The 25321-nt window shown below is 63.4% G+C and carries 22 protein-coding genes and 1 tRNA gene; 19 read left to right on the top strand and 4 right to left on the bottom strand.

What is annotated here, in order from left to right; genetic code table 11:
• The first annotated feature begins 2 nt into the window (after nt 1-2).
• The 3 genes from GGR39_RS13500 (at nt 3) to rnr (ending at nt 4407) form a co-directional block, all read left to right on the top strand.
• The gene (locus tag GGR39_RS13500; protein WP_183617619.1) at nt 3-434 is read left to right on the top strand and encodes an NUDIX hydrolase; all 432 of its coding nucleotides are present in this window, start codon (nt 3-5) and stop codon (nt 432-434) included.
• Nucleotides 435-522: 88 nt separating this feature from the next.
• Nucleotides 523-2070, top strand: a complete 1548-nt coding sequence (proS, locus tag GGR39_RS13505) for a proline--tRNA ligase (protein ID WP_183617621.1) — start codon at nt 523-525, stop codon at nt 2068-2070.
• Nucleotides 2071-2127: 57 nt separating this feature from the next.
• Nucleotides 2128-4407: a ribonuclease R gene (gene rnr / locus GGR39_RS13510; protein WP_183617623.1), complete on the top strand. Its 2280-nt coding sequence runs from the start codon at nt 2128-2130 to the stop codon at nt 4405-4407.
• Between the two features lie 30 nt (nt 4408-4437).
• On the opposite strand, the gene GGR39_RS13515 is transcribed toward rnr, so the two are convergent.
• Nucleotides 4438-4890, bottom strand: coding sequence for a universal stress protein (locus GGR39_RS13515; protein WP_058735501.1), 453 nt, complete (start codon nt 4888-4890; stop codon nt 4438-4440).
• A 204-nt stretch (nt 4891-5094) separates the two neighbouring features.
• Between GGR39_RS13515 and GGR39_RS13520 the strand changes: the two genes are divergently transcribed.
• From GGR39_RS13520 to lpdA, 4 genes are read left to right on the top strand one after another with little or no spacing between them, the layout of a single operon-like run.
• Entirely contained in the window at nt 5095-6489 is a 1395-nt protein-coding gene (locus tag GGR39_RS13520) for a pyruvate dehydrogenase complex dihydrolipoamide acetyltransferase (protein ID WP_183617847.1), read from the top strand.
• Nucleotides 6490-6491: 2 nt separating this feature from the next.
• A complete protein-coding gene (locus GGR39_RS13525; RefSeq protein ID WP_183617625.1) occupies nt 6492-6878 on the top strand; it encodes an acyl-CoA thioesterase in 387 nt (128 codons plus the stop codon).
• A gap of 1 nt (nt 6879) precedes the next feature.
• Nucleotides 6880-7257 (top strand): acyl-CoA thioesterase, encoded by a 378-nt coding sequence (locus tag GGR39_RS13530; protein ID WP_058735331.1) that lies wholly within the window; start codon nt 6880-6882, stop codon nt 7255-7257.
• A gap of 6 nt (nt 7258-7263) precedes the next feature.
• Nucleotides 7264-8679 carry a dihydrolipoyl dehydrogenase gene (gene lpdA / locus GGR39_RS13535; RefSeq protein WP_183617627.1) on the top strand — a complete coding sequence of 472 codons (1416 nt, stop codon included), beginning with the start codon at nt 7264-7266 and terminating at the stop codon, nt 8677-8679.
• A 22-nt stretch (nt 8680-8701) separates the two neighbouring features.
• On the opposite strand, the gene GGR39_RS13540 is transcribed toward lpdA, so the two are convergent.
• The gene (locus GGR39_RS13540) at nt 8702-9019 is read right to left on the bottom strand and encodes a PilZ domain-containing protein (RefSeq protein WP_058735329.1); all 318 of its coding nucleotides are present in this window, start codon (nt 9017-9019) and stop codon (nt 8702-8704) included.
• Nucleotides 9020-9230: 211 nt separating this feature from the next.
• On the opposite strand from GGR39_RS13540, the gene GGR39_RS13545 reads away from it, so the two are divergent.
• The 3 genes from GGR39_RS13545 to GGR39_RS13555 are packed head-to-tail and all read left to right on the top strand — an operon-like array spanning nt 9231 to nt 14196.
• Complete coding sequence (locus GGR39_RS13545; RefSeq protein WP_246388720.1) at nt 9231-12392, top strand: TRCF domain-containing protein; 3162 nt, start codon at nt 9231-9233, stop codon at nt 12390-12392.
• Nucleotides 12393-12437: 45 nt separating this feature from the next.
• Entirely contained in the window at nt 12438-13565 is a 1128-nt protein-coding gene (locus tag GGR39_RS13550; RefSeq protein WP_183617630.1) for a glycoside hydrolase family 130 protein, read from the top strand.
• 40 nt (nt 13566-13605) lie between these two features.
• Entirely contained in the window at nt 13606-14196 is a 591-nt protein-coding gene (locus tag GGR39_RS13555) for a PRC-barrel domain-containing protein (protein ID WP_246388723.1), read from the top strand.
• Nucleotides 14197-14253: 57 nt separating this feature from the next.
• Here the strand turns inward: GGR39_RS13555 and GGR39_RS17430 are convergent, their stop codons facing one another.
• Complete coding sequence (locus GGR39_RS17430; RefSeq protein WP_058737642.1) at nt 14254-14586, bottom strand: SWIB/MDM2 domain-containing protein; 333 nt, start codon at nt 14584-14586, stop codon at nt 14254-14256.
• 237 nt (nt 14587-14823) lie between these two features.
• Here GGR39_RS17430 and GGR39_RS13565 point away from each other — a divergent pair, with 237 nt between their 5' ends.
• A complete protein-coding gene (locus tag GGR39_RS13565; protein ID WP_246388725.1) occupies nt 14824-16977 on the top strand; it encodes a TonB-dependent receptor in 2154 nt (717 codons plus the stop codon).
• A 47-nt stretch (nt 16978-17024) separates the two neighbouring features.
• Here the strand turns inward: GGR39_RS13565 and GGR39_RS13570 are convergent.
• Nucleotides 17025-17114 (bottom strand) — tRNA-Ser (locus tag GGR39_RS13570).
• 141 nt (nt 17115-17255) lie between these two features.
• Here GGR39_RS13570 and GGR39_RS13575 point away from each other — a divergent pair.
• From GGR39_RS13575 to GGR39_RS13610, 8 genes are all read left to right on the top strand, one after another.
• Nucleotides 17256-18290 carry a lytic murein transglycosylase gene (locus GGR39_RS13575; RefSeq protein ID WP_183617631.1) on the top strand — a complete coding sequence of 345 codons (1035 nt, stop codon included), beginning with the start codon at nt 17256-17258 and terminating at the stop codon, nt 18288-18290.
• Nucleotides 18274-19305, top strand: a complete 1032-nt coding sequence (locus tag GGR39_RS13580; protein ID WP_183617632.1) for an SPOR domain-containing protein — start codon at nt 18274-18276, stop codon at nt 19303-19305. Before GGR39_RS13575 ends, GGR39_RS13580 begins: the two co-directional genes overlap by 17 nt.
• 77 nt (nt 19306-19382) lie before the next feature.
• Nucleotides 19383-20519: a D-alanyl-D-alanine carboxypeptidase family protein gene (locus tag GGR39_RS13585; protein ID WP_246388726.1), complete on the top strand. Its 1137-nt coding sequence runs from the start codon at nt 19383-19385 to the stop codon at nt 20517-20519.
• Nucleotides 20516-21142 (top strand): dTMP kinase, encoded by a 627-nt coding sequence (gene tmk, locus GGR39_RS13590; protein WP_183617633.1) that lies wholly within the window; start codon nt 20516-20518, stop codon nt 21140-21142. The genes GGR39_RS13585 and tmk overlap by 4 nt, the downstream gene beginning before the upstream one ends.
• Nucleotides 21139-22113 carry a DNA polymerase III subunit delta' gene (locus tag GGR39_RS13595; protein WP_058737648.1) on the top strand — a complete coding sequence of 325 codons (975 nt, stop codon included), beginning with the start codon at nt 21139-21141 and terminating at the stop codon, nt 22111-22113. The genes tmk and GGR39_RS13595 overlap by 4 nt, the downstream gene beginning before the upstream one ends.
• A 25-nt stretch (nt 22114-22138) precedes the next feature.
• Nucleotides 22139-23701, top strand: a complete 1563-nt coding sequence (metG, locus tag GGR39_RS13600; protein WP_183617634.1) for a methionine--tRNA ligase — start codon at nt 22139-22141, stop codon at nt 23699-23701.
• Nucleotides 23701-24477, top strand: a complete 777-nt coding sequence (locus tag GGR39_RS13605; protein WP_183617636.1) for a TatD family hydrolase — start codon at nt 23701-23703, stop codon at nt 24475-24477. The genes metG and GGR39_RS13605 overlap by 1 nt, the downstream gene beginning before the upstream one ends.
• A complete protein-coding gene (locus tag GGR39_RS13610) occupies nt 24474-25253 on the top strand; it encodes an MBL fold metallo-hydrolase (RefSeq protein WP_183617638.1) in 780 nt (259 codons plus the stop codon). Before GGR39_RS13605 ends, GGR39_RS13610 begins: the two co-directional genes overlap by 4 nt.
• Nucleotides 25254-25321 lie beyond the last annotated feature (68 nt).

Here is a 25321-nt window from a genome sequence, read left to right on the forward strand (position 1 = left end):
GAATGGCACGCATCGCGCGTCCGGCCGCGCGGATCATCCTGCAGGATGATCTGGGGCGCGTGCTGCTGTTCCGTTTCGATGTCAGTGACAGGCCACCCTTCTGGTGCCTGCCCGGAGGCGCGGTCGAGCCGGGCGAAAGCTACGAGGCAGCTGCGCGCCGGGAACTACTGGAAGAAACCGGTATCGATGCCGATCCCGGCGAGGAGATCGCCCGGATCGTCGCCGATTTCGTAACGCTGGACGGTGTTCCGGTGAACGCGGACGAACGGTATTTCCGCGTTCGCGTGCAACAAGCGGAGATCGACAGCGCCGGGCACACCGAACTGGAGCGCCGTGTCATGACAAGCTGGCGCTGGTTCCTCCCGAACGAATTGAATGCCCTGACCGAGGTGTTCTACCCTGCGAACCTGGCGGAGCTAATGTCCCCCGCTTAGCGACGGTCGGCAATATCGCTGCCCGGGTGCCTGTGCCTGGCATCACTCCTGTTTGAACCGGCGGACAAGTCCCGCTAACAGCACCGCCATGAATCAGACGCCCCAGATCCGCCATGCCCTTTCCACCAAGCGCGCCGACGATTTCGCGCAGTGGTATCAGGAGGTCATCTCCGAAGCCGAAATGGCCGAGGAATCCGGCGTGCGTGGGTGCATGGTGATCAAGCCCTGGGGCTATGGCATCTGGGAGCGCATCCAGCGCCGCATGGATGACCGCATCAAGGCGGCTGGCGTGCAGAACTGCTATTTCCCGCTATTCATCCCGCTATCCTACTTTGCGAAAGAGGCCGACCATGTGGAGGGCTTTGCTAAGGAAATGGCGGTCGTCACCCATCACCGCCTGATCGCGGGAGAAAACGGCGGCCTGGTTCCCGATCCCGAGGCAAAGCTGGAAGAGCCGCTGATCGTGCGGCCGACATCGGAGACGGTAATCGGCGCCGCGATGGCGCGCTGGGTCCAATCCTGGCGCGACCTGCCGCTTCTGACCAACCAGTGGGCCAATGTGGTTCGCTGGGAAATGCGCACGCGCATGTTCCTGCGCACCAGCGAATTCCTGTGGCAGGAGGGCCATACCGCCCACGCCGACCGCGACGACGCGATGGAAGAGACTCTGCGCGCGCTGGAAATGTACCGGGACTTTGCCGAAACCGAACTGGCGATGCCCGTCTTCGCGGGTGAAAAGCCCGAGAATGAGCGATTCCCAGGTGCCGTCGCCACATATTCGATCGAGGCGATGATGCAGGACGGCAAGGCGCTGCAGGCAGGCACCTCGCACTACCTTGGCACTGGCTTCGCGAAGGCCGCCGGCATCCAGTATCAGGACAAGGAAGGCACGCAGCAATACGCGCATACCACCAGCTGGGGCACGTCCACGCGCATGATCGGCGGCCTAATCATGACTCATGGTGACGACGATGGCTTGCGCGTGCCGCCGATTGTCGCCCCCTATCAGATCGTGGTGCTGCCGATGCTGCGCGATGGGCCGGAAGACGAGGCTCTGCTGGCTTATTGCCAGGATTTGACCAAAGCACTTGGCCAGCTTTCCGCTTTTGGGGAGCCGGTGCGCGTCCTATTGGACAAGCGCCCCGGCAAGGCCACGCAGAAGCGCTGGGCCTGGGTCAAGAAGGGCGTGCCCATCATGCTGGAAATCGGCGGGCGCGATGCTGCGGGTGGTCAGGTGTCGATGCTGCGGCGCGACCGGATCTGGAACGCGGCGGCGAAAGCCAACTTCGTCGCGCTGGCAAAGGATGATTTCCTCGCGAGCGCGGTGGCCGAGCTGGAGGAATTCCAGGCCGGCCTGTTCGCCGAGGCCAAGGATCGGCGCGATGCAAATGTCTCGACGGTGGAAAACATGGAAGCGCTGACCGCCTTCTTTGCGCAGGACAAACGCTATCCCGGCTGGGCCGAAGTCCTCTGGTCCCGCCCGACCGGTGCGGCGCTGGAAAGCGTGGTGCAGAAGCTGAAGGCCCTGAAGCTGACGATCCGCAACACACCGCTGGATGGGCAGGCGGTGTCCGGATCGTGCATCTTCACCGGGGAGCCTGCGGTCGAGCGGATCTACGTGGCACGATCATACTGAACCGGCGTTGCCCCACCGGCATTGCGCCGGGGCGGGGCGAGGCCTAGATCGCTGGCGATGCCCATTCAGCACGCCCCCGGCCTTCCGACGCGCAAGCAGATCCTTGACTTCATCCAGCAGTCGGCAGAGCCGGCGGGCAAGCGAGAGATTGCGCGCGCTTTCGGTCTGAAGGGTCATGAGAAGATCCAGCTGAAAGCGCTGCTGAAGGATATGGCCGATGAAGGCCTTATCAATGGCAAGCGCACCGCATATCATCGCATGGGCGGGGTGCCGCGAGTTACCGTGCTGCGCGTCGTGACCATCGACGATGGCGAGGCGATCGCGGTGCCGGATACTTGGCAACCGGATGATGCCACCCCACCGCCGCGGATCCGCTTGGTCGAGAAGGGGCGCGGCTCAGCGCTCAAGCAGGGTGACCGGGTGCTGGCGCGCACGGAAGAGGTCGGCACCGGCTGGCGCGCTTTTCCGATGAAGAAGATCGCCGCGCGTGAGGAGCAGGTGCTCGGCGTGGTCGAGATCGATATGGCGGGGAAGGGCTGGCTTGCCCCCGTCGACAAGCGCATCCGCCACTCGATGCCGATCGCCGATCTTGGCGGTGCGGAGAAGGGTGAGCTGGTACTGGCGGAACCGGCGGGACGTTCGCCGCGCTCCGGCGTGAAAGTCACGCAAGTGCTGGGCGAACCGCTCGCGCCGCGCGCTTTCAGCCTGATCGCGATCCACAAGCACGGCATTCCCAACGTCTTCTCGCAGGAGACGCTGGACGAAGCCGAGCGGGCGGCGAAGCTGCCGTTGAGCGTCGATGATCGCGAAGACCTGCGGCATTTGCCGATCGTCGCCATCGACCCGTCCGACGCGCGGGACCACGACGATGCGATCTGGGCCGAACCGGATGGCGAAGGCGGCTTCCGCGCGCTGGTGGCGATCGCTGACGTGTCTTTCTACGTGCGCCCGGGCGGCGAGATCGACCGCGAGGCGCGCAAGCGGGGCAACTCGGTCTACTTCCCCGATCGCGTGGTGCCGATGCTCCCGGAAGTGCTTTCGGCCGACGTTTGCTCGCTCCGCTCGGGCGAGGACCGCGCGGCGATGGCCTGCCATATGCGGATCGACGCGCATGGCCGGGTCACCGAATGGCGCTTCACCCGCGCCCTGGTCCGCATTGCCGAAGTGATCGCTTACGAGGAAGCGCAGCGGCGGATCGACGAGGCATCGGCCCCCGATGGAGCGCCTCATGCCGGTGTCGCGATCGAAGTGCTGCAAAATCTTTGGGCCGCATGGCGCGCCCTGGCAGCGGCGCGCGACGCACGCGATCCGCTGGAGCTGGAACTGCCCGAACGGCGCGTCGTCCTGGACGAGAAGGGCCGCATCGCCGAGATCGCCGTGCGCGAGCGGCTGGATGCGCATCGCGTGGTCGAGGATTTCATGATCGCCGCCAATGTGGCGGCGGCCAAGGCGCTGGAGGCGAAAGTCGCCCCGGTGGTCTATCGCATCCACGAGCCGCCAAGCCGCGAGAAGCTGGTGGCGCTGAGGGACTATCTCGCCACCTTCGACCGCAAGCTGGCTCTGGGTCAGGTCATCACCCCCGGCCTCTTCAACCGGATGCTGAAGGATGTGGCGGACGAGAGCGAAAAGGCGCTGGTGATGGAAGCGGTGCTGCGCAGCCAGACGCAGGCCTATTACGGCCCCCGAAACGCAGGGCACTTCGGCCTTGCGCTCGGCTCCTACGCGCATTTCACATCGCCGATCCGTCGCTATGCCGATTTGCTGGTCCATCGCGCCCTGGTGGATGGCTATCGCCTGGAACAGCCTGCGCCGAAGACCGATCTGCCCAAGGGTTCAGGCCTGGCAGAGCGTGACCGGGAGGACTTGGGCCGCATCAGCGACGCCATCAGCAAGGCCGAGCGCCGGGCGATGGAAGCTGAGCGCGAGACGATCGACCGCTACCTCGCCGCATGGCTCTCAAGCCGCGTGGGCGAGACGTTCCCAACCCGCATCACCGGCGTGCAGAAGTTCGGCTTTTTCGCCACGATCGTCGGGCTGGGCGGGGATGGCTTGGTCCCGGTTTCCACGCTGGGTGACGAGCGCTTTCATTATGATGAGCGCGCGCATGTGCTGATGGGTGAGCAAAGCGGTACGCGATATGCCTCCGGCGATCGGCTGCCGCTACGCCTGGCGGAGGCCAACCCGCTGACCGGCTCGCTCAAGTTCGAATTGGTCGAAGGCGGATCGAGGATCGAGCCGCGCGGCAAGCCACTGCCGATGTCAAAGCGCGGCGCACATACCGTGGGCAAGCGCGGGCGGCCATCGAACATTCGCCACCAAGGGAAGCGCAAGCGGTAGATAGTCAACTGCCGGCTTTCGCAGCCCTGCTCAGCTCAGCCGATCGATTTGCTCTTCGCTCAGGTTCCCCGGAATCAGGAAAACCGGGCAGGGCATCCGCGTACCCAGACCGGTGAAGTGCGATACCAGTGGGCCGGGGCCGCCATCCTTCGCTGTGGCCAGCACCAGCGCGGACACTTCCGGATGCTCTTCCAGATAATCCCGAACCACTTTAGTGTCTTCGCCCATCCGCACCGAGATCGCGGGCATCTTGCCACCTTGAGACAGGAGATTTCCCGCCGCCGCGGTCACCAGCGTTTCAGCGCGCGAGCGGGCTTCCTCCTCGATCGTGGCCTGTACCCCGGCAAAAGCGTTGAAAGGTTGGGCCGGCACAAGGGCCAGCAAGTGCACGGTTCCATCGGTCTGAGCGGCACGACGCGCGGCATAGCGCAGCGCGACAAGCGCCTCTTCCGACTCGTCGACGATGACGAGGTAAACGCGCATCGATTTCTCCTCCTGCCACTGCCGACGCGCAGTGCTGCCCTTCGCTTTCGCTGGCATCTCGTATCGGATTGTTTCCGGTCAGGTGCAAGGCCCAGCATTGGGGGAGTTTGCGTGAGTACGCAGCAATGGCGGCTTGCCCCGCGCGGCCAATTTGTCCAAGGACGGATCAACCTGACCCATTGTCCAGAGGAAGCTTTCGCGACGATGCCGATCGAGATCAAGATGCCCGCTCTTTCACCCACCATGGAAGAGGGGAAGCTGGCGAAATGGCTGGTCAAGGAGGGTGACACTGTCGCCTCGGGTGACATCATGGCCGAGATCGAGACCGACAAGGCCACCATGGAGTTCGAAGCCGTGGATGAGGGGACGATCGGCAAGATCATGGTCCCCGAAGGCTCGGACGGTGTGAAGGTCGGAACGGTGATCGCCTCGCTGCTCGCAGAAGGTGAAGAGCCGGGCGAAGAACCCGCCGAAGCCCCCGAGGATGCCGCGCCAAAGGAAAAGCCGGCGGCAAAGGACGACGATGCGGCAGAGCAGCCCGCGAAAGAGGCGCCGGCGAAGGCCGAGGAGCCTCCCAAGGAAGAGCACCCTGCGAAGAGCGCCGAGCAACCCAAGTCGGCGGCTCCGGCACCCGCACCGTCCACGAACGAGGGCGGTCGTGTCGCGATTTCTCCGCTCGCCAAGCGCCTGGCTGCTGAAAAGGGCGTGGACGTTGCCGCGGTGACCGGTTCGGGACCGCACGGCCGTATCGTCAAGGCGGATATCGACGCAGCGCAACCCGGCACGGCGAAGCCTGCCGCGCAGGCTGACGCCAAGGCTGCCCCCGCAACTGCCGCCTCTACCAAGGCCGACGCACCCGCCCAGGTCGAGATGGCCGATGAAACCCGGTCCGTCCTCGACCCGCGCATCCCCCACACGGTCGAAAAGCTGTCCGGCATGCGCAAGACGATCGCGCGCCGTCTGACTCAATCGATGCAGCAGGCCCCGCATATCTACCTCACGGTCGACGTGCGGCTCGACAAGCTGATGGCGATGCGTGCCGAACTGAACGCTGCGCTGGAAAAGCAGGGCGTGAAGGTCTCGGTCAACGACATGCTGATCAAGGCGCTGGGCAAGGCGCTGATCGATGTACCGGAATGCAACGTGACGTTCGCCGGGAACGAAATGATCAAGTACGAGCGCGCGGACGTATCGGTCGCCGTCTCGATCCCCGGTGGCCTCATCACCCCGATCGTGCAGGACGCGAACGGCCGGTCGTTCTCGCAGATCGCCAAGGCCATGAAGGACCTGGGCAAGCGGGCGCAGGAAGGCAAGCTTAAGTCGGACGAATACCAGGGCGGCACAGCGTCGATCTCGAACATGGGGATGATGGGCATCAAGCAGTTCACCGCCGTGATCAATCCGCCGCAGTCGACCATCCTGGCGGTGGGCGCGGGTGAGAAGCGGCCTTGGGTGATGCCTGACGGGCAGCTCGGCGTCGCCACCGTGATGACCGCGACCGGCAGCTTCGACCACCGCGCGATCGACGGCGCAGACGGCGCACGCCTGATGACGGCCTTCCGCGAATATGTGGAGAACCCGCTCGGGATGGTCGCGTAAGGATGCATCCCGAAGGCGACCTGGTGATCCGCGTGACTGCCATGCCGACCGATCTGAACCCATACGGCGGCGTTTTCGGGGGCTGGCTGATGAGCCAGCTTGCCCTGGGCGCAGCATCACTCGTCACCCGCAGGACGGGCTACAAGGCGCTGGTCGTCGCGGCGAACGACTTTGCCTTTCCCGGGACGATGAAAGTGGGCGACGAATTGAACGTCTATGCGCAAGTGGTTCGGACAGGGCGCACATCACTCACCGTGCGCACGCAGGGTTATGGCCGGCCGCGTGCGGCGGAGGGCGAGGCGGAAGTGGCGCATGGCACGTTCACGTTCGTGACCCTGGATGCGCAAGATAAGCCGGTCCCCTCTGGCCTTCACGACGGAGCAGCCTGAGATGGCGGTGGAAAAACGCGACCCGGTTATCCGCGTCACCGCCATGCCAGCCGATACCAACGCCTATGGCGACATATTCGGCGGCTGGTTGCTCAGTTTGATGGATTCGGGCGCGGGGCTATTTGCCGCGCGCTATTCGCGGGGCCGCGCCGTTACGGTGGCGCTGGACGGAATGCAATTCCACCTTCCGGTAGGTGTGGGCGATGAAGTGTCCGTGTACGCCTCGCTGACGCGTATCGGCAAAACGTCGATGTCGATCGCGGTGGAGGCCTGGCGGCGGCATCGCACCGAAGACGTCGAAGTGAAAGTAACCGAGGCGACGTTCACGTTCGTCGCCATCGACGAGGCGGGCCGGCCCCGCGCTATCGAGCAGGAGTAGATTCTAGTGGCTGATACCTACGACGTCATCGTTCTCGGCTCGGGCCCCGGCGGCTATGTCGCGGCGATCCGCGCCTCGCAGCTGGGCCTCAAGACCGCCATCGTCGAACGCGAGAAGCTGGGCGGTATCTGCCTCAATTGGGGCTGTATCCCGACCAAGGCACTGCTGCGCTCGGCCGAGGTGTTCCACCAGATGAAGAACGCCAAGGCCTATGGTCTTTCGGCGGAAAACATCACCGCCGATCTCGACGCGGTGGTGAAGCGTTCGCGTGGTGTGGCCGATCAGCTCAACAGGGGCGTGACCGGGCTGATGAAGAAGAACAAGATCACCGTGCACATGGGCACCGGCAAGCTGGTGGAGCCGGGCAAGCTGGAGGTGACCGGCGAAAAGGGCACCGAGACGCTGGAAGCCAAGCACATCATCATTGCGACCGGCGCCCGCGCGCGTGAGTTGCCCAAGGCGAAGTCCGATGGTGAGCGCATCTGGACCTATCGTCACGCGATGACGCCCAAGGAGCTGCCGAGCAAGCTGCTGGTAATCGGCTCCGGCGCGATCGGTATCGAATTCGCCAGCTTCTATAACGACATGGGCTCTGACGTTACCGTGGTCGAGATGGCTGACCGGATCGTTCCGGTCGAGGATGCCGACGTTTCCGCTTTCCTCGAAAAGCAGCTGACCAAGCAGGGGATCAAGATCCTGACCAAGGCCTCCGTCGGCGCGATTGAGAAGAGCGGCAGCGGCGTCAAGGTCGCCCTGAAGGACAAGGCCGGCAAGGAAGAAACCACCGAGTTCAGCCATGTCATCGTGGCGGTTGGCATCGTGCCCAACCTTGAGAACATCGGCCTGGAAGACCTCAACATCGAGCCGGACAAGCGCTACCACATCAAGGTGGATGAACTAGGCCGCACCAACGTGAAGGGCGTGTGGGCTATCGGCGACTGCGTGGAAGGTCCGTGGCTGGCGCACAAGGCAAGCCACGAAGGCGTTACCGCAGCCGAAGCCATCGCGCAGGAGCTGGGCAACGCCGAGGTTCATCCCCACCCGCTGGACCGTAGCAATATCCCGGGCTGCACCTATTGCCACCCGCAGGTCGCATCCGTCGGCATGACGGAGGCCAGGGCCAAGGAAGCCGGTCACGAACTGAAGGTCGGCACGTTCCCGTTCATCGGCAACGGCAAGGCCATCGCGCTGGGCGAAGCGGAAGGCTTCGTCAAGACCGTGTTCGACGCCAAGACCGGCGAATTGCTGGGCGCACACATGATCGGCGCGGAAGTGACCGAGTTGATCCAGGGCTACATCGTGGGCAAGACCCTGGAGACGACCGAGGCCGAACTGATCAACACGGTCTTCCCGCACCCCACCTTGTCAGAGATGATGCACGAGGCGACGCTGGCCGCTTTCGGCCGCGCTATCCACATCTGATCGTCCGTCGTCGTGCAGCGTCCTAGCGGGCGCTGCGCACGATATGTTCGAATACCGCGACGTGGAGCGGTTCGGCAAACGCACAGCCGACCGCGCCATCGCGTATCCAGCGGATGTCCGCGCTCAACATCTGGATGCCCGGAATCTGAATGCGAAGCGGCACATCCTGCCTTGCGCCGACAAGCCGCGCGATGCGAAAGCCGCCTGGAGAAATATCTTCCAGCCGCGCCGAAGCCCATGGCCGCGATCCCTGCCGAACGTCGCAGATGATCGTCACCCCCGCGCGCGGGGTTGCACGGTCCGCAGCTTCATCGGAGGGGATTATCGGATCGAACTTCATAGCGCTTCAACCATACCCGCTGATGGGCCACGAGGGTTTAGAAAGCGGTTAGCGGATAGCCTTGAGGAATGGCTAACGCGCCAATAGCGGGCAGTCTGTACGCCAGATCACCGCGCTTTCGCCGATCGAAAACCGCTTTCGTTCCCATGTATATTGAATTGATTTTGCGGAACAAGTTTGGGAAAGTCTGGTTTGGTCTGGCATGAACACCATGGCCAAGATCGTCGCCACTTCGCCATCGCAGGATCGCAAACCCGCCATCGCGATCGGTGAGGCCGTAGCCCTGTTGCTGACTGAACTGGAGGCGGACGATCTGATCTTCATCGCTCACGATGAAGTACGGGCTAGTGCCGTCGCATCAGCCATGAAGGCGGCGTCAGACGGGCACTCGGTCATATTCTGTCCCGGCAGTGACGCTTTGCCCGGCGATACCGGCGCGGCCAGTCCCGCCAACGCCGGTCAGCGCACCAACGCCCTGCGTACCCTTCGCTTGCGGCAACAGGAAGACCAGTCCGGCCACGTCGCCCTGATCACCACTGGCGAGAGTTGCGCCTGGCTCTTCCCCCAGCCCGAGGCCTACGATCCCGCACCGCCGATTCTAAAGTGCGGCGACGCGATCGACTTCACGACGTTCGCGGTGACATTGGAAGAGCTAGGTTATTTTCGCGACGAACGGGTCGACGAGCCCGGAGAGTTTGCCGTGCGCGGGCTTGTGATCGATATCTACCCTGCCGACGCTGCCGGTCCCTATCGAATCGAAGCGTCGGGGGACAAGATAGCATCGATCCGTGCCTATGATCCCATCAGCCAGCTGACGACCGAAGATTGCGACACGCTGGAGATTGGTCGCGCACGCGAACCTGAGGCAGGCGATGGTGTAACGTTGGTTGACCATCTGCCCAAAGCCCGCATCTTTCAGGATGAAAGTGCGGACAAGCGGCGGCGGGTGTTCGTGCAACTGGCAGCCGATACCGCGCAACGTGCGGGCCGCGCGGCGATGCGCCAGATCTGCAGCGATGAGCGCTGGCACGCCAGCACCGCATCTCACCCAGACAAAGCGCTCGCCGGCGATATTGGCGATGCACCGGCCCGCTTTGCCGAACAGCGTGATCCGATGCGCGCCTTCGCCAAGGCCGCGCGCGAGGCGCTGAAGGGGGGCAAGGTCCTGCTGGTGGGATCGCCACGCGATTTGCGGTTCCTGACGCCGCGCATCGCGGCAAAGCTGAAGGAAGATATTCAACCCATCACCGCGTGGAGGGAAGCGTTGGAGGCCCCGCAAGGTGCTTTGCTGAGCCTGGCCATGCCGCTGCCGAGTGGCTTCCGTTCCGCCGATATTCTGGTGGTCAGCGCGGCCGACTTGCTTGGCAGCCGCGCACAGCGTGATCTTGGCGATACCGACCATGCCCAGATCGACCCCTTTCAATTGACCGAACTGCGGCGCGGCGACGTTGTGGTTCACGAAGATCACGGGCTCAGCGTGATCGAGGGCCTGGATGCAGCGCCCGAAGGTGGCGAGGCAATCGTGCTGCGCTTTGCGGGCGAAACCCGCCGGCTGATCCCTGCAGCCGAGGCCAGCCGCATCTGGCGGTATGGCTCGGACGAGGAAGCGGTAAAGCTCGATAAGCTGGACGGCTCCAGCTGGGCGAAGCGCCGTGGCGATGTCGACGCCACACTTGCCGAAGCAGCCCGCGAACTCACAGAGCTTGCGGCAGAGCGCCTGAAGCGCGATGCGGCGGTGATCGAACCGGACGTGCCCGCTTACGAACAATTCGCCGATAGCTTCGCTTTCACCGAGACGGCAGACCAGGCCCGTGCCATCGCGGCGGTACGCGCCGATCTTGCGGCGGGCAAGCCGATGGACAGGCTGATCGTTGGCGACGTCGGCTTCGGCAAGACCGAGGTTGCACTGCGAGCGGCGGCCATGGTCGCGATCGCGGGCAAGCAAGTCGCGATTGTCGCCCCCACCACCGTGCTTGTGCGGCAGCATATCGAAACGTTCACGAAGCGGTTTCAGGAACTGGGCATCACCGTCGCCGGACTATCCCGCTTGTCGACGGCGGCGGAAAAGAAGGTGGTCAAGGCGGGGCTGGCGGACGGATCGATCGCGATCGTCATCGGCACGGGCGCCGTCGCCGGGAAAGGCGTGGTATTTCACGATCTCGGCCTGGTCATCATCGATGAGGAACAGCGCTTCGGCGCGGCGGACAAAGCCAAGATTGCGGCCCTGGGGGCGGATCATGTGCTGACCTTGAGCGCCACGCCGATCCCCCGCACCTTGCAGAGTGCGCTGGTTGGCCTGCGGCAATTGTCCGTTATCGCGACCCCGCCTGCGCGTCGGCAGCCGATCCGCTCCACCGTGGGCCCCTTCGACGAGGCGCAAGTGCGCGCCGCCTTGCTTCGTGAACACAGCCGGGCAGGTCAAAGCTTTCTGGTGGTTCCGCGCGTCGAAGATCTCGCCGGGCTTGCTACGCGCCTGAAGCGTCTGGTTCCCGAGTTGTCCGTCCTGCAGGCTCATGGCAAGATGCCCGCTGCCGAACTGGACGAGACCATGGTCCGCTTCGCCAACGGCGATGGCGATGTCCTGCTGGCGACCAACATCATCGAGGCCGGGCTGGATGTCCCACGCGCGAACACGATGGTGGTATGGCGCGCCGATCGCTTTGGCTTGGCGCAACTGCACCAGCTTCGCGGCCGAGTGGGACGGGGAAGCCGGAGGGGGCATATCATGCTGACCACCGAGCCTGACGCCAAGATCGCGCCCAGGACCCTCGCGCGGCTCAATACACTGGCGGCGTTCGATCGGCTGGGCGCAGGGTTTGCGATCAGCGCGCGCGATCTCGACATGCGCGGTGCGGGCGATCTGCTGGGCGAGGAGCAAGCCGGCCATGCCAAGCTGATCGGTATCGAGCTTTATCAACACATGATGCGGCTATCGATCGCCAAGGCGCGGGGCGAGGATGTGGACGAATGGCAGCCGGTTTTGCATGCAGGTTCGCCTGGGCTGCTTCCTGAAGATTGGATCCCGGACGAGGATTTGCGAATTACGCTCTACGCCCGGCTTTCCCGCATTGCTGACCTTGGCGCGTTGGAGGCTTTCGAGGCAGAAATGCAGAATCGATTCGGCGAATTGCCCGCCGAAGCTGTCCAGCTGCTCGCCATGGCTCGGCTGCGCATCCTGGCGCGCAAGGCCTATATCGATCGCATAGATGCAGGCCCCGCCGCCATCGCTCTCACACCCCGGCGCAATCATGCCGATGCCGTGAAGGCCTTGAAGCTTGTCCGATCGGAGGAACGCTACCTGCTGAAGGGAGATTTTCACGACGAGGCGGATCGTCTGGCGAAGGCCGAAGACCTTCTTTCCAACTTGGCGTAGGCTCAAGGCTTATCGTCGGCGGATCACGGACAAGGGGAGTTGGTTATGACCTACGAGACTGACAAGCTGGTGCTGATACCCGATGACATCGACTTGTCGCAATCTCCCCTGGCCGGCCACCTGGACGCTGAAACATATGTGCTTGGAGCCTTCAACCCGGGGCTGACCCGGCTGCCTAACGGCAACCTGCTGATGATGGTGCGCATCGCCGAAGCACTGCGAAAGCCGGTATTTGACGAGCACGTCCACGCCATCCGCTGGGATGCAGAAGGCGAGGGGCGTTATGTACTGGATGCCTGGCCGCTGGAACATGCGGACACGGCCGACCCACGCAAGTTCACGCTTCACGGCGGCGAATGGAAGGTGATGGCGCTGACATCCCTGTCGTGGCTGCTGCCGGTCGAGCTAAGCGCCGACGGGTTGGAGGTGATCGCGCTGCACTACGACAAGGCAATCGCGCCGAAATCCAGCCTGCAATGCTACGGCATCGAGGACGCACGGATTAGCCATGTAAACGGCACTTGGTTGATGACGACCTGCTCGGTCAGCCCGGAGCGCCATTCCACTACGCTTTACAGCTCCGACAATGCCTTGGACTGGCGGTTTGAGGGCGTCGTCCTCGATCATCAGAACAAGGACATGCTGATTTTCGAAGGGCTGATCAATGGGCACTACTGGGCCCAGACCCGGCCTTTGGGAGACCTCTACTTTGCCTATCCACCCGGCAGCGAATGGCGGGCCGGGCCTTCAATCAATCTGGCGTACTCCCCGGATGCGCGCTTTTGGAAGCCGGTCGACAAGCCCGGCATCCGGCCTCACGCCGCGACGGTCGCCACGGCGCGGATGGGTGGGGGCGCCCCTCCGATCCTGACGCCCGAGGGCTGGCTGACGCTGTGGCATGGGGTAGAGCCGCACGAGATCGTCGGCATCTATCGCACCTACTGGTCACTGCTCGATCGCGATGACCCCAGCGTGACCCTGCGCACCCAACACGCGCCGCTGTTGGAAGCCAATGCGTACCTTACCCAACCTATCGACCACCAGATGTACGTTCGAGATGTGGTCTTCACCACCGGGATCGTGGACGGCGGCGAACACTACATCGTCGCCTCTGGCGAAGCCGATCTCGCATGCCGGATCACGCATATTCCCAAAAGCGTCTTCCGCTCATGATGCGCCGATAGCTGAAATCGAAAAAATGGGGAGCAGAGACATGGCGGAAATTGCCGGATGGGTCGCCCCGATCGCCACGATGATCGCGGCAATGATGACCGCTTCGAACCTAGGCGCTCGAATGACCGGCTGGGGCTTCGTCGTATTTACCGTCGGCTCGAGTGCCTGGACACTGGTGGGAGTGACGTCAGGGCAAACAAATCTTGTTGCCGCGAACGGTTTTCTGATCCTGATCAACGTCATTGGGGTTTGGCGCTGGCTTGGGCGCCAAGCGGCGTATGAAGACGGTGGGCAATCCGCGAAGAAGGCGAGCCGCACATCCTCGTCTCCCAGCCTTTTCACGGCCACCGGTATCAGCGGCATGGCGGTTGTCGATGAGAATGAGCGCACCATTGGTCATGCCGTGGAAGCGTTGGTGGAATGCGCTTCGGCTGCAGTCAGCTATGTGGTCGTCGCAGAGGGCGGAATTGCAGGCATCGAAGAAAAGCTTCGTGCGGTCCCCGGCCAGAGCATAAAATTCAAATGTGACCGCCTCCGCCTCAATATGTCGGGCGAAGCCTTTCGATCACTCCCTAGCCTTGCGCCCGGACGCTGGCCCGTATCAGCCGAAGCGGTTTCAAGACAAGAATAAGGCGCCGCCGATCTGATCGGCGACGCCCGCGATTACTTTGTCGGTCTCAGCGTGAAATCAAGCCTTGAGGTGCTTGGCGAGATGCTTGTTCATCTCAAACATGCTGGCCTTCTTGCCGCCAAAAATCTTTTCCAGCTTGTCGTCGGCGTTGATCTGGCGCTTGTCGGCCGGGTCCTGCAGGTCGTGCTTCTTGATGTAGTCCCACACCTTTTTCACGACCTCGCTGCGGGGCAAAGCATCAGAGCCGACAATTTCGGCCAACTCGGGCGAGGGAGTGACGGGGGCAGTAATGCCACCACGTGCGCCGCCTGCGGCTTTGCCCGTCTTCTTCACCTTGGCAACGGCGGCCTTGGTCTCGTCTTCGCCTCGCTTCGCTTTGGTAGTCGCCATGGAAGATCCTCCTGAGCTTATATCGCGAGCGCACAGTGGGCCGCGATTGTCGAGATAAGTCTGAAATGACCAAGAGGTTGCCTGTGCGCCGATGGGAAAGGTTGCACACACGCCACAGCAGGGCCAGAACAGTCAGAATCATCTGATATGATATCTTGTATCATATCGTGGCTGTGAGTAAGGCGGCGCGCGACTATCAGCCAGTCGCAATTTGTCTCCAGTCCAAGGGTCAGCACAATGAGCCGTTACGCTTCCTTCGCCAGCCTCGTCGCGATCACGGCGACGATGATGGCAACACCGGCATTCGCAAACGATGCACCCGCGGCGGACCGGGATGGAGGAAGCCCCACCGGAGCGGCAAAGCCAGAGTCGCTGCATACTCGCCAGTCGTCGGAGATCGTCGTCACCGCTCCGTTCCAGCGTGACCGGCTGGATATCCTGTCGGGCGTTTCGGTTGTGCAGGGTGCCGAGCTGACCCAGGCGTTGCGCCCGACCATCGGCGAGACGTTGGCACGTACTCCCGGCGTCTCCGCCACGTCCTTCGGCCCTAACGCCTCGCGACCGGTTCTACGTGGCCTCCAGGGTGAGCGCGTGCGCATTCTGACGGACGGGATCGGTTCTATCGACGTGTCCAACACCAGCGTCGACCACGCCGTTGTCGTCAATCCGCTGCTGGCAGACCGCATCGAGGTGCTGCGCGGGCCGTCCACGCTGATGTTCGGTTCGTCCGCGATCGGCGGTGTCGTCAACGTGATCGACAAGCGCATTCCCCGCGTGGTGCCAGATGAGGCGATCCACGTCGATATGATCGGCACGTACGGGTCTGCTGCGAACGAGCGGTCAGGCGCTGGCGCGGTCGACGTGCCGCTGGGTGACAAGTTCGTGGTTCATGCCGATGGCAGCTATCTCAAGACCGGCAATCTGCGCATCGGCAACTATGTCCTGTCCCGCCGGGCGCGGGCTACGGCGCTGGCCAATGCCGGAACCGAAACGCCCGAACAGTTGAACGAAGGCATCGACTTCGCCGAAAATGCCCAACTGCGCGGCAAGCTACCCAACTCGCAAAGCAAGACCTGGACCGCTGGCGTCGGCGCGGCGCTGATCACGGACACCGGCAATCTAGGCGTCTCGTATAGTCACTATGACAGTCTCTACGGCGTCCCCGATCGCTACGCCATCCGCCCCGGCGAGGAACAGGAAGGGCCGCGCCTCAGCCTGGCGCAGGACCGCGTAGACTTGCGCGCCGAGGTGGAAACCGGCGGCGGCCTGCTCAAGAGCATCCGCGCTCGCGCCGGGTACGCCACCTATCGGCACTTCGAACTGGAAGAGAACGGCGACGTTGGCACCGCGTTCTACAATAAGGGCCTGGAAGGCCGCGTCGAACTGGTCCAGTCCGATCGCGGAGCCTGGAAGGGCGCGAGCGGCGTGCAGTACTTCTCGCGCGATTTCAACGTGGTGGGCGATGAAGCCTTCCTGCCGCGCAACTCCACCGAGCAGTTCGGCATATTCACTCTGCAGCAGCTGGACTACGGCAAGCTGAAGTTCGAGGGCGGCGCGCGCTTTGAGCATACTTCGCTGATCGCCAAGCCGCTGCCGGATCAGCCGCAGTTCTTCCAGGGTCAGCGCAAGTTCGATGCCTTCTCCGGATCCCTGGGTGCGTCCTATGCTATCGCCAATGGCTGGCGTCTGGGTGTAAATGCCTCCCGCACGACCCGCGCGCCCTCGGCTGAGGAACTGTTTGCCAATGGACCCCATGCCGGCACGCAGGCGTTCGAGATCGGCAATCCGGATTTCAAGAAAGAACGCGCTTGGGGCGTTGAAGCGATCCTGCGCGGCAAGGGGCAGGGCTACAGCCTCGAAGCATCTGCATTCTACAACTGGTTCAGCAACTTCATATATGAAAGCCTAACGGGTGACGTAGAGGACGGCCTGCCGGTGTTTCAATCCAACCAGGCAAAGGCGCGCTACTACGGCTTCGAAGTACAAGGCTCGCTCGACCTGGCAAAGCTGGGCGAAATGACGCTGACCGCCGATGGCCTTGCCGATTACGTCCATGCCCAGATCACAGAGGCTGGACCCGCACCCCGAATCCCGCCGCTGCGCGTCGCCGGCGGACTGCAACTGTCGGGCAAGAACCTGGACGTCAGGGGCGAAGTGGAGTGGAACGACGGGCAAAAGCGTGTCGCCGCGTTCGAAACCCCTACGGACAGCTTCACGCTGGTGAATGCACAACTCAACATCCGGCCGTGGGGTAACGAACGTCCGCTCTCGTTCGCGCTTTCGGCCAACAACATCTTCGATGTGGACGCGCGCCGCCATGCCTCGTTCCTGAAGGACTTCGCGCCGCTTGCCGGACGAGACTTCCGCATCACCGCCCGCGCCAGCTTCTGATGGGGTACACCAGGGTACGAGACGCATGGCCATTTGATAGGGAAGGGTGGCGGACAGGGTGGGATTCGAACCCACGGTGAGCTTGCACCCACGGCGGTTTTCAAGACCGCTGCCTTAAACCACTCGGCCACCTGTCCCGCTCGCGAAGTCGCATAGCCGAATGGGCGGCGGGCGCAAGCGGGTGGCTGCGGTAAAGATGCGATCAAACGCGCCAGATGGCCCCGAAACCTGGTTCGCGGGCATTCCCATAGCCTGAGCTTTGTGCGAGACCCTGGCGAATGAGACGACGCTTTCCGCTTCGCCTGCTGCGCCAGGGTTTGATCTGCACGCTTCTGGCCGCGATTCCGCTACCTGCCATTCAGGCCCAATCCTACAGCCAGAGCTTCGACAGCTATCTGCAGAGCGTGGGCGACCGCGCCCGGCGAGAAGGCGTATCCGAGGCTACCATCAGCCGTGTCCTGAGCGGACTGACGCCTAATCCACGGGTGGTCGAGCTTGATTCGGCGCAGCCATCGCGCAGCGGCACGCCCCCGGCGACCGCGCCCTATATCGCCACGCACGTGGATAGCGCCCGAATCTCACGCGGGCGTGATCGCTATTCCCGCGACACCGGCCTGATCCCGCAAATCGAGCGCCGCTACGGCGTGCCCGGACCGATCCTGATGGCGATATGGGGGCACGAGACGAATTACGGCAGCTACACCGGTGATTTCGACTTGCCGCGATCTTTGGCCACTCTGGCATGGGAAGGCCGTCGACGCGCCCTGTTCGAAGGCGAATTGATCGCGTTGCTCAAGATGGTGGATCGCGGTGTGCCGACTTATCGCCTTAAGGGCAGTTGGGCCGGTGCTTTCGGCAATCCGCAATTCCTGCCGTCGGTCTACTTGCGCCTTGCGGCGGATGGTGACGGCAATGGCACCAGCGATATCTGGTCCAGCGATGCCGACACGCTGGCGTCGATCGCCAACTATTTCCGCGATGCCGGCTGGCGTCCGGGCCAACCCTGGGGCGTACGCGCGACGGTTTCTTCCAGTTTCGCGGGCGCAGGCACTGCGACGCGCCTGGCCGCTCCCAGTTGCGACCGGGTCTTCGCCCGCCATGCCCGCTGGATGACGGTGGCTGAGTGGAAACGATTGGGCGTCGCGCCGCTCTCATCCATTGGCGATAATGTTCTTACCTCGTTCTTCCAGCCAGACGGGCCGGGTACGCCCGCCTATCTGTTAACCGGTAATTATCGGGTCATCCTGCAGTACAATTGCTCGAACTACTACGCATTGTCCGTGGGATTGCTTGCCGATGAGATTGCCCGTTAACCACCGCCTGGCTTGGGCGGGGCTGCTTCTTGCCGGAACCGCCGGGATCGCGATGGCCCGGTCCGACGATACCGCTGGTACGACATCGGTTCCTAGTGGACCGGCGGCCGATTACCCGGTCACCGTGGGTGAGCCCTTCACGATCGGTTCGTCCACATGGACGCCCGCGAACCAGCTCAACTACGACGCGGTGGGATATGCCACGGTCGGGGCCTCCCTGGTCGGCGTATCGGGCGCGCACAAGACGTTACCGCTGCCATCTTACGCCGAAGTGACCTCGCTGGAGACCGGGCACACGATCCTGGTGCGGCTCGTCGAGCGTGGACCGATGGTGAACGAAACGCTGATCAGCCTTTCCGATGCCGCCGTGCGGCAGCTCGGCCTGCCCGCTGGCACGCGATCGGCAGTGCGTGTCCGTCGCGTCAATCCGCCCGAGATGGAGCGTGCCGCATTGCGCACTGGCGGCACCGCGCCCGTTCGGATGGATACGCCAGAATCGCTCCTGAAAGTTCTGCGCCGCAAGTTGGCCGAGCAAGCACCGCTGATGCCGCCGCCCTCCACGCCGCCGCAGATGCCGGCGATCCCACCAGCGGGTGCGCTGACGGCCGTGCCTCCATCGAAGGTTGTGGACAAACCAAAAGTCTCCGAACCCAGGGCGCCGACACCCAAGGTTGTGGAAGCGGAGCCGACAAAGAAGCTGCCGGCAGCGCCGCTCCCCAAGAAGCCCGCCGCTCCGCCAGCACCCGTGCCGCCGGCGCCGGTCGCTCCCAAGCCGCCAAAGGCCCCGCCCGTAGCCAGGACGACCAACGGTTCGCACGTGGTCCAGGTCGCCGCTTTCTCCACCGCCGAGCGTGCCCGAAAGGTCGCCGCCCAGCTTGGCGGGCAGGTCAGCGCCACAGGCAAGCTGTGGCGCGTCAGGCTTGGGCCGTTCGCCGGCGTCAAAGACGCGTCACCGGCCTTGGAGAAGGCCAAGGCTGCGGGCTATAGGGATGCACGAATCCAGCGAGCCGACTGAGATCGACTGAGCCGCGCCACGCTGGACGCACCGCGAATCTCGTGGTGTTCAGGAGTGCGCGGGTCTTGAAGCGGTTGTTGACGTTTGTTTTTGCGTTGTCCCTGTCGGCCAGCGCGTCTGCCGCCAATCCGCCACAGCCGCCCGAGGTTTCGCGGGTGCCGGTCAGCATGCTGGTCGACCTTGGCTCTGGCGAAGTCCTTGTGTCGCATCGCGCCGATGTCAGCTTCCTGCCGGCTTCCGTCACTAAGGTGATGACCGCCTATGTCGCTTTCGAGGAAATCGGCGCCGGCCGCTTGTCGCTGGATCGCGAGTTCGTCGTCCCGCCGGAGATTTCCGCCGGTTGGTTCGCCAAGGGCACGACCATGTACCTGAAGCCGAACCAGATGGTGACGGCCGACGGGCTGCTCCACGGCATCATGACCGCGTCTGCGAATGATGCGGCGATGGTTCTGGCGAACGGATATGCCGGGTCGGTCGACACCTGGACGCTGATGATGAACGATGCGGCCCGTCGGCTGGGCATGACGCATAGCCACTACAACACGCCCAACGGCTGGATGGACGATGGCCAGACATTCGTGAGCGCGCGCGATCTTACCCGCCTGGCCGATGCGATGACGATGCGCTACCCACAGCTTTACAAGCATTTCTCAGGGCAGAAGACCTATCGGTGGCGCGACATTCCCATGCGCAGCCACGACCCCACGGTTGGCGTGATCCCCGGCGCTGACGGTATCAAGACGGGCTACACGCGAGAGGCGGGATACAACTTCCTGGGATCGGCTGTCAGGGATGGCAGGCGGCTGGCGATGGTGCTGGCAGGAGCACGCACCCATTTCGATCGTGACGCCGCCGCACGCGCATTGCTGGAGTGGGGTTTCACGCAATGGCGGGCCTATCCCCTGTTTGCTCAAGGAGCGACGGTCGCCACGGCGCAAGTGCAAGATGGTTCGGCTATGGCGGTGCCTCTGGTTGCTAATCGAGCGCTCTACGCCACCGTGCCGCGCGCGGCGAAGTCCCACGTTCGCCTCAAGGTGCATTATCGCGGGCCGCTGGTCGCGCCGATCGTAAAGGGTGCGCGCGTTGCCGAGCTGGAAGTGCTGGTCGACGGCGTAGAGCCCTCACGCATTCCGCTCTATGCTGCCGAGGCCGTACCAGTTGCCGGCGTGCTGGCGCGAATGCGCAATGGCCTCATCAACTTGTTCTCCTCATGACCGCGGGTCGTTTCATCGCGCTGGAAGGCGGGGAGGGGGCGGGCAAGTCTACCCAGGCACGAATGCTGGTCCAGGCTTTGGAAGCGCGCGGCAAGCAGGTCGTGCTGACCCGCGAACCGGGCGGCACTTCGGGCGCGGAGGCGATCCGCTCGCTGTTGCTAGATCCATCTGGGCCCGGATGGCTGCCCCGCGCCGAGGCACTGCTGTTTGCCGCCGCCCGTTCCGACCATGTCGAGCGGTTGATCCGTCCCGCGCTAGCCGCCGGCCAGTGGGTGGTCTGCGACCGTTTTCTGGATTCGAGCCGCGCGTATCAGGGTGGCGGAGGCGGTCTGGATGATGCGGATCTATTGTCCCTCCACAGCATCGGCAGCGAAAACCTGTTGCCGGATCTGACGGTCCTGATCACCGTCTCGCCTGAAACCGCGACCCGCCGCCTGGACGAGCGCGACGAAGGCAATAGCGATGCGATCGGCGCCCGCTCCGCAGAGTATCACGGCAAGGTCGCCGCCGCGTTCGAACATCTCGCGCAGCGTGATGCGGCCAGATTCGCGAAGGTCGAGGGGGAAGGGCCGCCTGAGGTCGTCCACGCTCGGCTGATGCGGGCGATCGAGCCCCTGCTTTGAACGCTTCGGCTTTCATCGGCCAGGATGCCGCTTGGCGCGAATGGTCGCTCGCGCTTCAATCAGACCGGTTGCACCATGCCTGGCTGCTGGCGGGGGCCAAGGGGCTGGGGAAGGGCGGATTCGCTTTGGCCGCAGCGAGTGAGCTTGTTCGTGAAGGAGGCGCGCCAGTCGATCCAGCAAGCCATCCCGACATCCACGTGCTCTCGCACTTGCCGGCAACCGACGACGAGGCAAAGAAAAAGGCTGACGGCAAGCCGTACCAGACCAAGCGCAACATCACCGTGGATCAGATCCGCGGTATGATCCGTCGCCTCAGCACCAAGCCGACCATGGGAAGCCGCCGCGCGATCGTCATCGATCCGGCTGACGATCTGGAAAAAGGCGCGGTCAATGCGCTGCTGAAGGCCTTGGAAGAGCCGCCCGCCGGCACGTTTTTCCTGCTGATCGCGCACCAGCCCGGTCGTCTCTTGCCGACGGTCCGCTCGCGGTGCCGGGTGCTGCGTTTTGCGCCGCTTGGCCCTGACGAGCTCGGCGCTGTGCTTAGGCGAGATCATCCCGAGGCCGATGCCGCGCTGAGGGAAGCGGCAGTCGCGGCGGCGGACGGCTCGCCCGGGCTCGCGCTGGCAGTGGTCGAGCATGACCTGGCCCGAATCCATGCCTTGATGATGCGCATCCTGCATCTGGGCGACGATGACCTTCGCGCGCGGGGCGAACTGGCGGACGCCATGGGCGCGCGACCATCGCGTGATCGTCAGCTAGCGGTGCTCGAACTGGCTCGCGCGACGCTGGCGAGCCAATTGCGCGAAGCGTCGCCTCACCGACAAGCCGCGTTGATCGAGGCCCATTCCACGCTGACACGCCTCTCGGCGCAAGCGCCCACCTACAATTTCGACGCCGGCCTGCTCATATTGGAGATTGGCGGCTTGCTGGCCTCCGCCGCGATGCCTAGAGATGCGGCACGCCACCCCTGAGTTAAAAAGAAAGTCGCGACGCCGCATGGGCGAGCCATACTACATCACCACCGCGATCAGCTATCCCAACGGGCGACCCCACATCGGGCATGCCTACGAAGCTATCGCTGCCGACGTCATCGCGCGCCACCGCAAGGCCGAGGGCTTCGAGGTTCGTTTCCAGACCGGAACTGACGAGCATGGCCTGAAAATGGCGCAGAAGGCGCGTGAGCTGGATGTCACTCCGCTCGATCTGGCAACAGAAATGTCCGGCTATTTCCGGCAGATGTGTGATGCCTTGAACGTCGAGTATGACGTATTCCTGCGCACCACGGAGCCTCGCCACCATCTCGCCACGCAAGAGCTGTGGCGGCGTATGGAGGCTTCTGGGGACCTGTATCTCGATCGCTACGAAGGCTGGTATTCGGTTCGCGACGAGGCATATTATGACGAAAGCGAACTGATAACCGGTGAGGGCGGTGAAAAGCTGTCCCCGCAAGGTACCCCAGTGGAATGGACGGTGGAGGAAAGTTGGTTCTTTCGCCTATCGAAGTACCAGGAACCGCTGCTGGCGCTCTATCGCGATACCGACTTCATCCGCCCGGAAAGCCGCCGCAATGAGGTGATGCGTTTCGTTGAAGGTGGATTGCGCGACCTGTCGGTCTCCCGCACAAGCTTCGACTGGGGCGTTCCTGTGCCCGGCAGCCAAGGCCACGTGATGTACGTGTGGGTCGATGCCCTGGCCAACTACCTGACCGGCCTGGGCTTTCCCGAAGAGACGACCGAAATGGCCAAGTGGTGGCCCGCTGACCTTCACGTGATCGGCAAGGACATCGTCCGCTTCCATACGGTATATTGGCCGGCCTTCCTGATGAGCGCCAACCTGCCGCTTCCCCGCCAGGTGTTCGGCCACGGGTTCCTGCTGAATCGGGGACAGAAGGAATCTAAGTCGGTCGGCAACGTCACGGACCCACTGGCTCTGGCGGATCAATTCGGTGTGGATGCTTTGCGCTACTTTTTCCTGCGCGAAGTCGCGTTCGGACAGGACGGCAGCTACTCTCCCGAGGCGATCGTTACGCGCGCGAACGCCGAACTCGCCAACAGTTTAGGTAATCTGGCCCAGCGCACTTTGTCGATGATCTTCAAGAACATGGGCGGCGAACTGCGCACAGGTTTGGAACTGGCCGACGCCGATATCGCGTTGGCCCACGCCGTAAACGCAGGGATCGATAGTCTGCGACGCGCGTTTCTGGATCTGAATTTCAGCGAAGGCCTGGACGCTTGGATGCGCGCCGTGTTTGCCTGTAACCAGTATGTCGATGAGCAAGCACCCTGGACACTGCGAAAGACCGATCCCGCGCGGATGGAGGCTGTGCTCATGACGCTCCTGCGCTCGGTTCGCAGCCTGGCGATCGCCGTACGGCCGGTGGTTCCTACGGCGATCGACACGTTGCTTGATCAGATGGGGATCGCGGACGATGCGCGGGACTATCAGGCTCTGTCGGACATCACTTGGCTGGATGACTTGATCGCCAGCAACTTCCGTATTGCCCAGCCTGTGGGCGTCTTCCCAAGGCTGGAACTTCCCGAAGTCGCTCCGGTGGCCTGATGCTGATCGATTCGCACTGTCATCTCCAATACAAGGGCCTGATCGAGGATCAGGCCGAGGTGCTGGCCCGCGCCCGCGCCGCCGGAATTGGCGGTTTCCTGAACATCTCCACGCGGCAGAGCGAGTGGGACGCGGTGGTGGCCACGGCGGAGCGAGAGCCGGACGTCTGGGCCAGTGTCGGCATTCATCCGCACGAGGCGGACGCCCATGCGGACCTCGGCGAAGCATCGCTCCGGGCTGCGACGGATCACCCCAAGGTCATCGGGATCGGCGAGACCGGGCTGGATTACTACTACGACAAGTCGGACCGTGCGGTGCAGCAGGCCTTGTTCCGGATGCATATCCGTGTCGCGCGGGAGACAGGCCTGCCGGTGATCATCCATACGCGCGATGCCGAAGAGGATACGGCGCGGATCGTCCAAGAGGAAATGGCGACAGGACCATTTCCTGCCTTGATCCATTGTTTCACCGCCTCTTCGGAGTTCGGGGCGCGCATGGTGGACGCCGGGCTTTCCATCTCGCTTTCCGGCATCGTCACTTTCAAAAGCGCGAGGGACCTTCAAGCCACCGCCACGACGATCCCGGCTGACCGGCTTCTCGTCGAGACGGATTCACCGTTTCTAGCGCCGGTGCCCCATCGCGGCCGCAGCTGCGAACCCGCGTTTACGGCGGATACCGCCCGCTTCGTCGCCGAACTGCGTGGAGTATCCGAGGCGGAACTTGCCGAGCAGACGACCCACAATTTCTTCGCGCTGTTTCAGAAAGCCGCCGCGTGAAGGTCACTCTTCTAGGAAGCGGCACGTCGACAGGGGTGCCAAGGCTTGGCGGCGAGGAGGGTGTGGATTGGGGCCTGTGCGATCCGGCTGACCCGCGCAACCGCCGTTCTCGCGTTTCGATCCTGGTGGAAAACGATGCTGGTAAGCGACTTCTGGTCGATACTTCCCCCGATCTGAGAAGTCAGCTTCTGGCTTGTGAGATTGGCCGCATCGATGCCGTGTTCTGGACTCACGATCATGCCGACCACTGCCACGGTCTCGATGATTTGCGGCCTTTGCGATACGGTCGAGGTGGTCCGATCCCAGGCTATGCCGGCACCGAAACCGTACGGCGACTCCGTCAGCGGTTCGGATATGTTTTTGCCGGGCAGTACGGCTATCCGACAATCGTCGCCTTGGACGATCTTCAGAACTTGCGCATTTGCGAGGGGTTCGGCATCGATCACTGCCAGATGCCGCATGGGCCCGCGCAATCGACCGCCTACCGCTTCGATTGCGATGGCAAGGCCATCGGGTACGCGACGGATTTCAGCGAAATCACGGACGATATGCTCGATGTCCTCGATGGCTGCGACATTCTGGTAGTCGATTGCCTGCGCCGCGAGCCGCATCCTACACACGCGCACCTGGGCATGGCGCTCGAGCTGGTCGCAGCTACCCAAGCCGACCGCGCGGTGCTGACGCACCTTGATAAAAGCATGGACTATCAGACTTTGTCCGGCGAAGTTCCTGCAGGCGTACTCGTCGGCTTCGATGGGATGGTGCTTCTAGCATGACCGCCGGACTCATAGTTTCCCTGATCAGCATCTTTGGTGCGCTTATCCTCGTGACACGTCGGCAGCGA

The sequence above is a fragment of the Novosphingobium fluoreni genome (genome assembly GCF_014196615.1).
GTDB lineage: Bacteria > Pseudomonadota > Alphaproteobacteria > Sphingomonadales > Sphingomonadaceae > Novosphingobium > Novosphingobium fluoreni.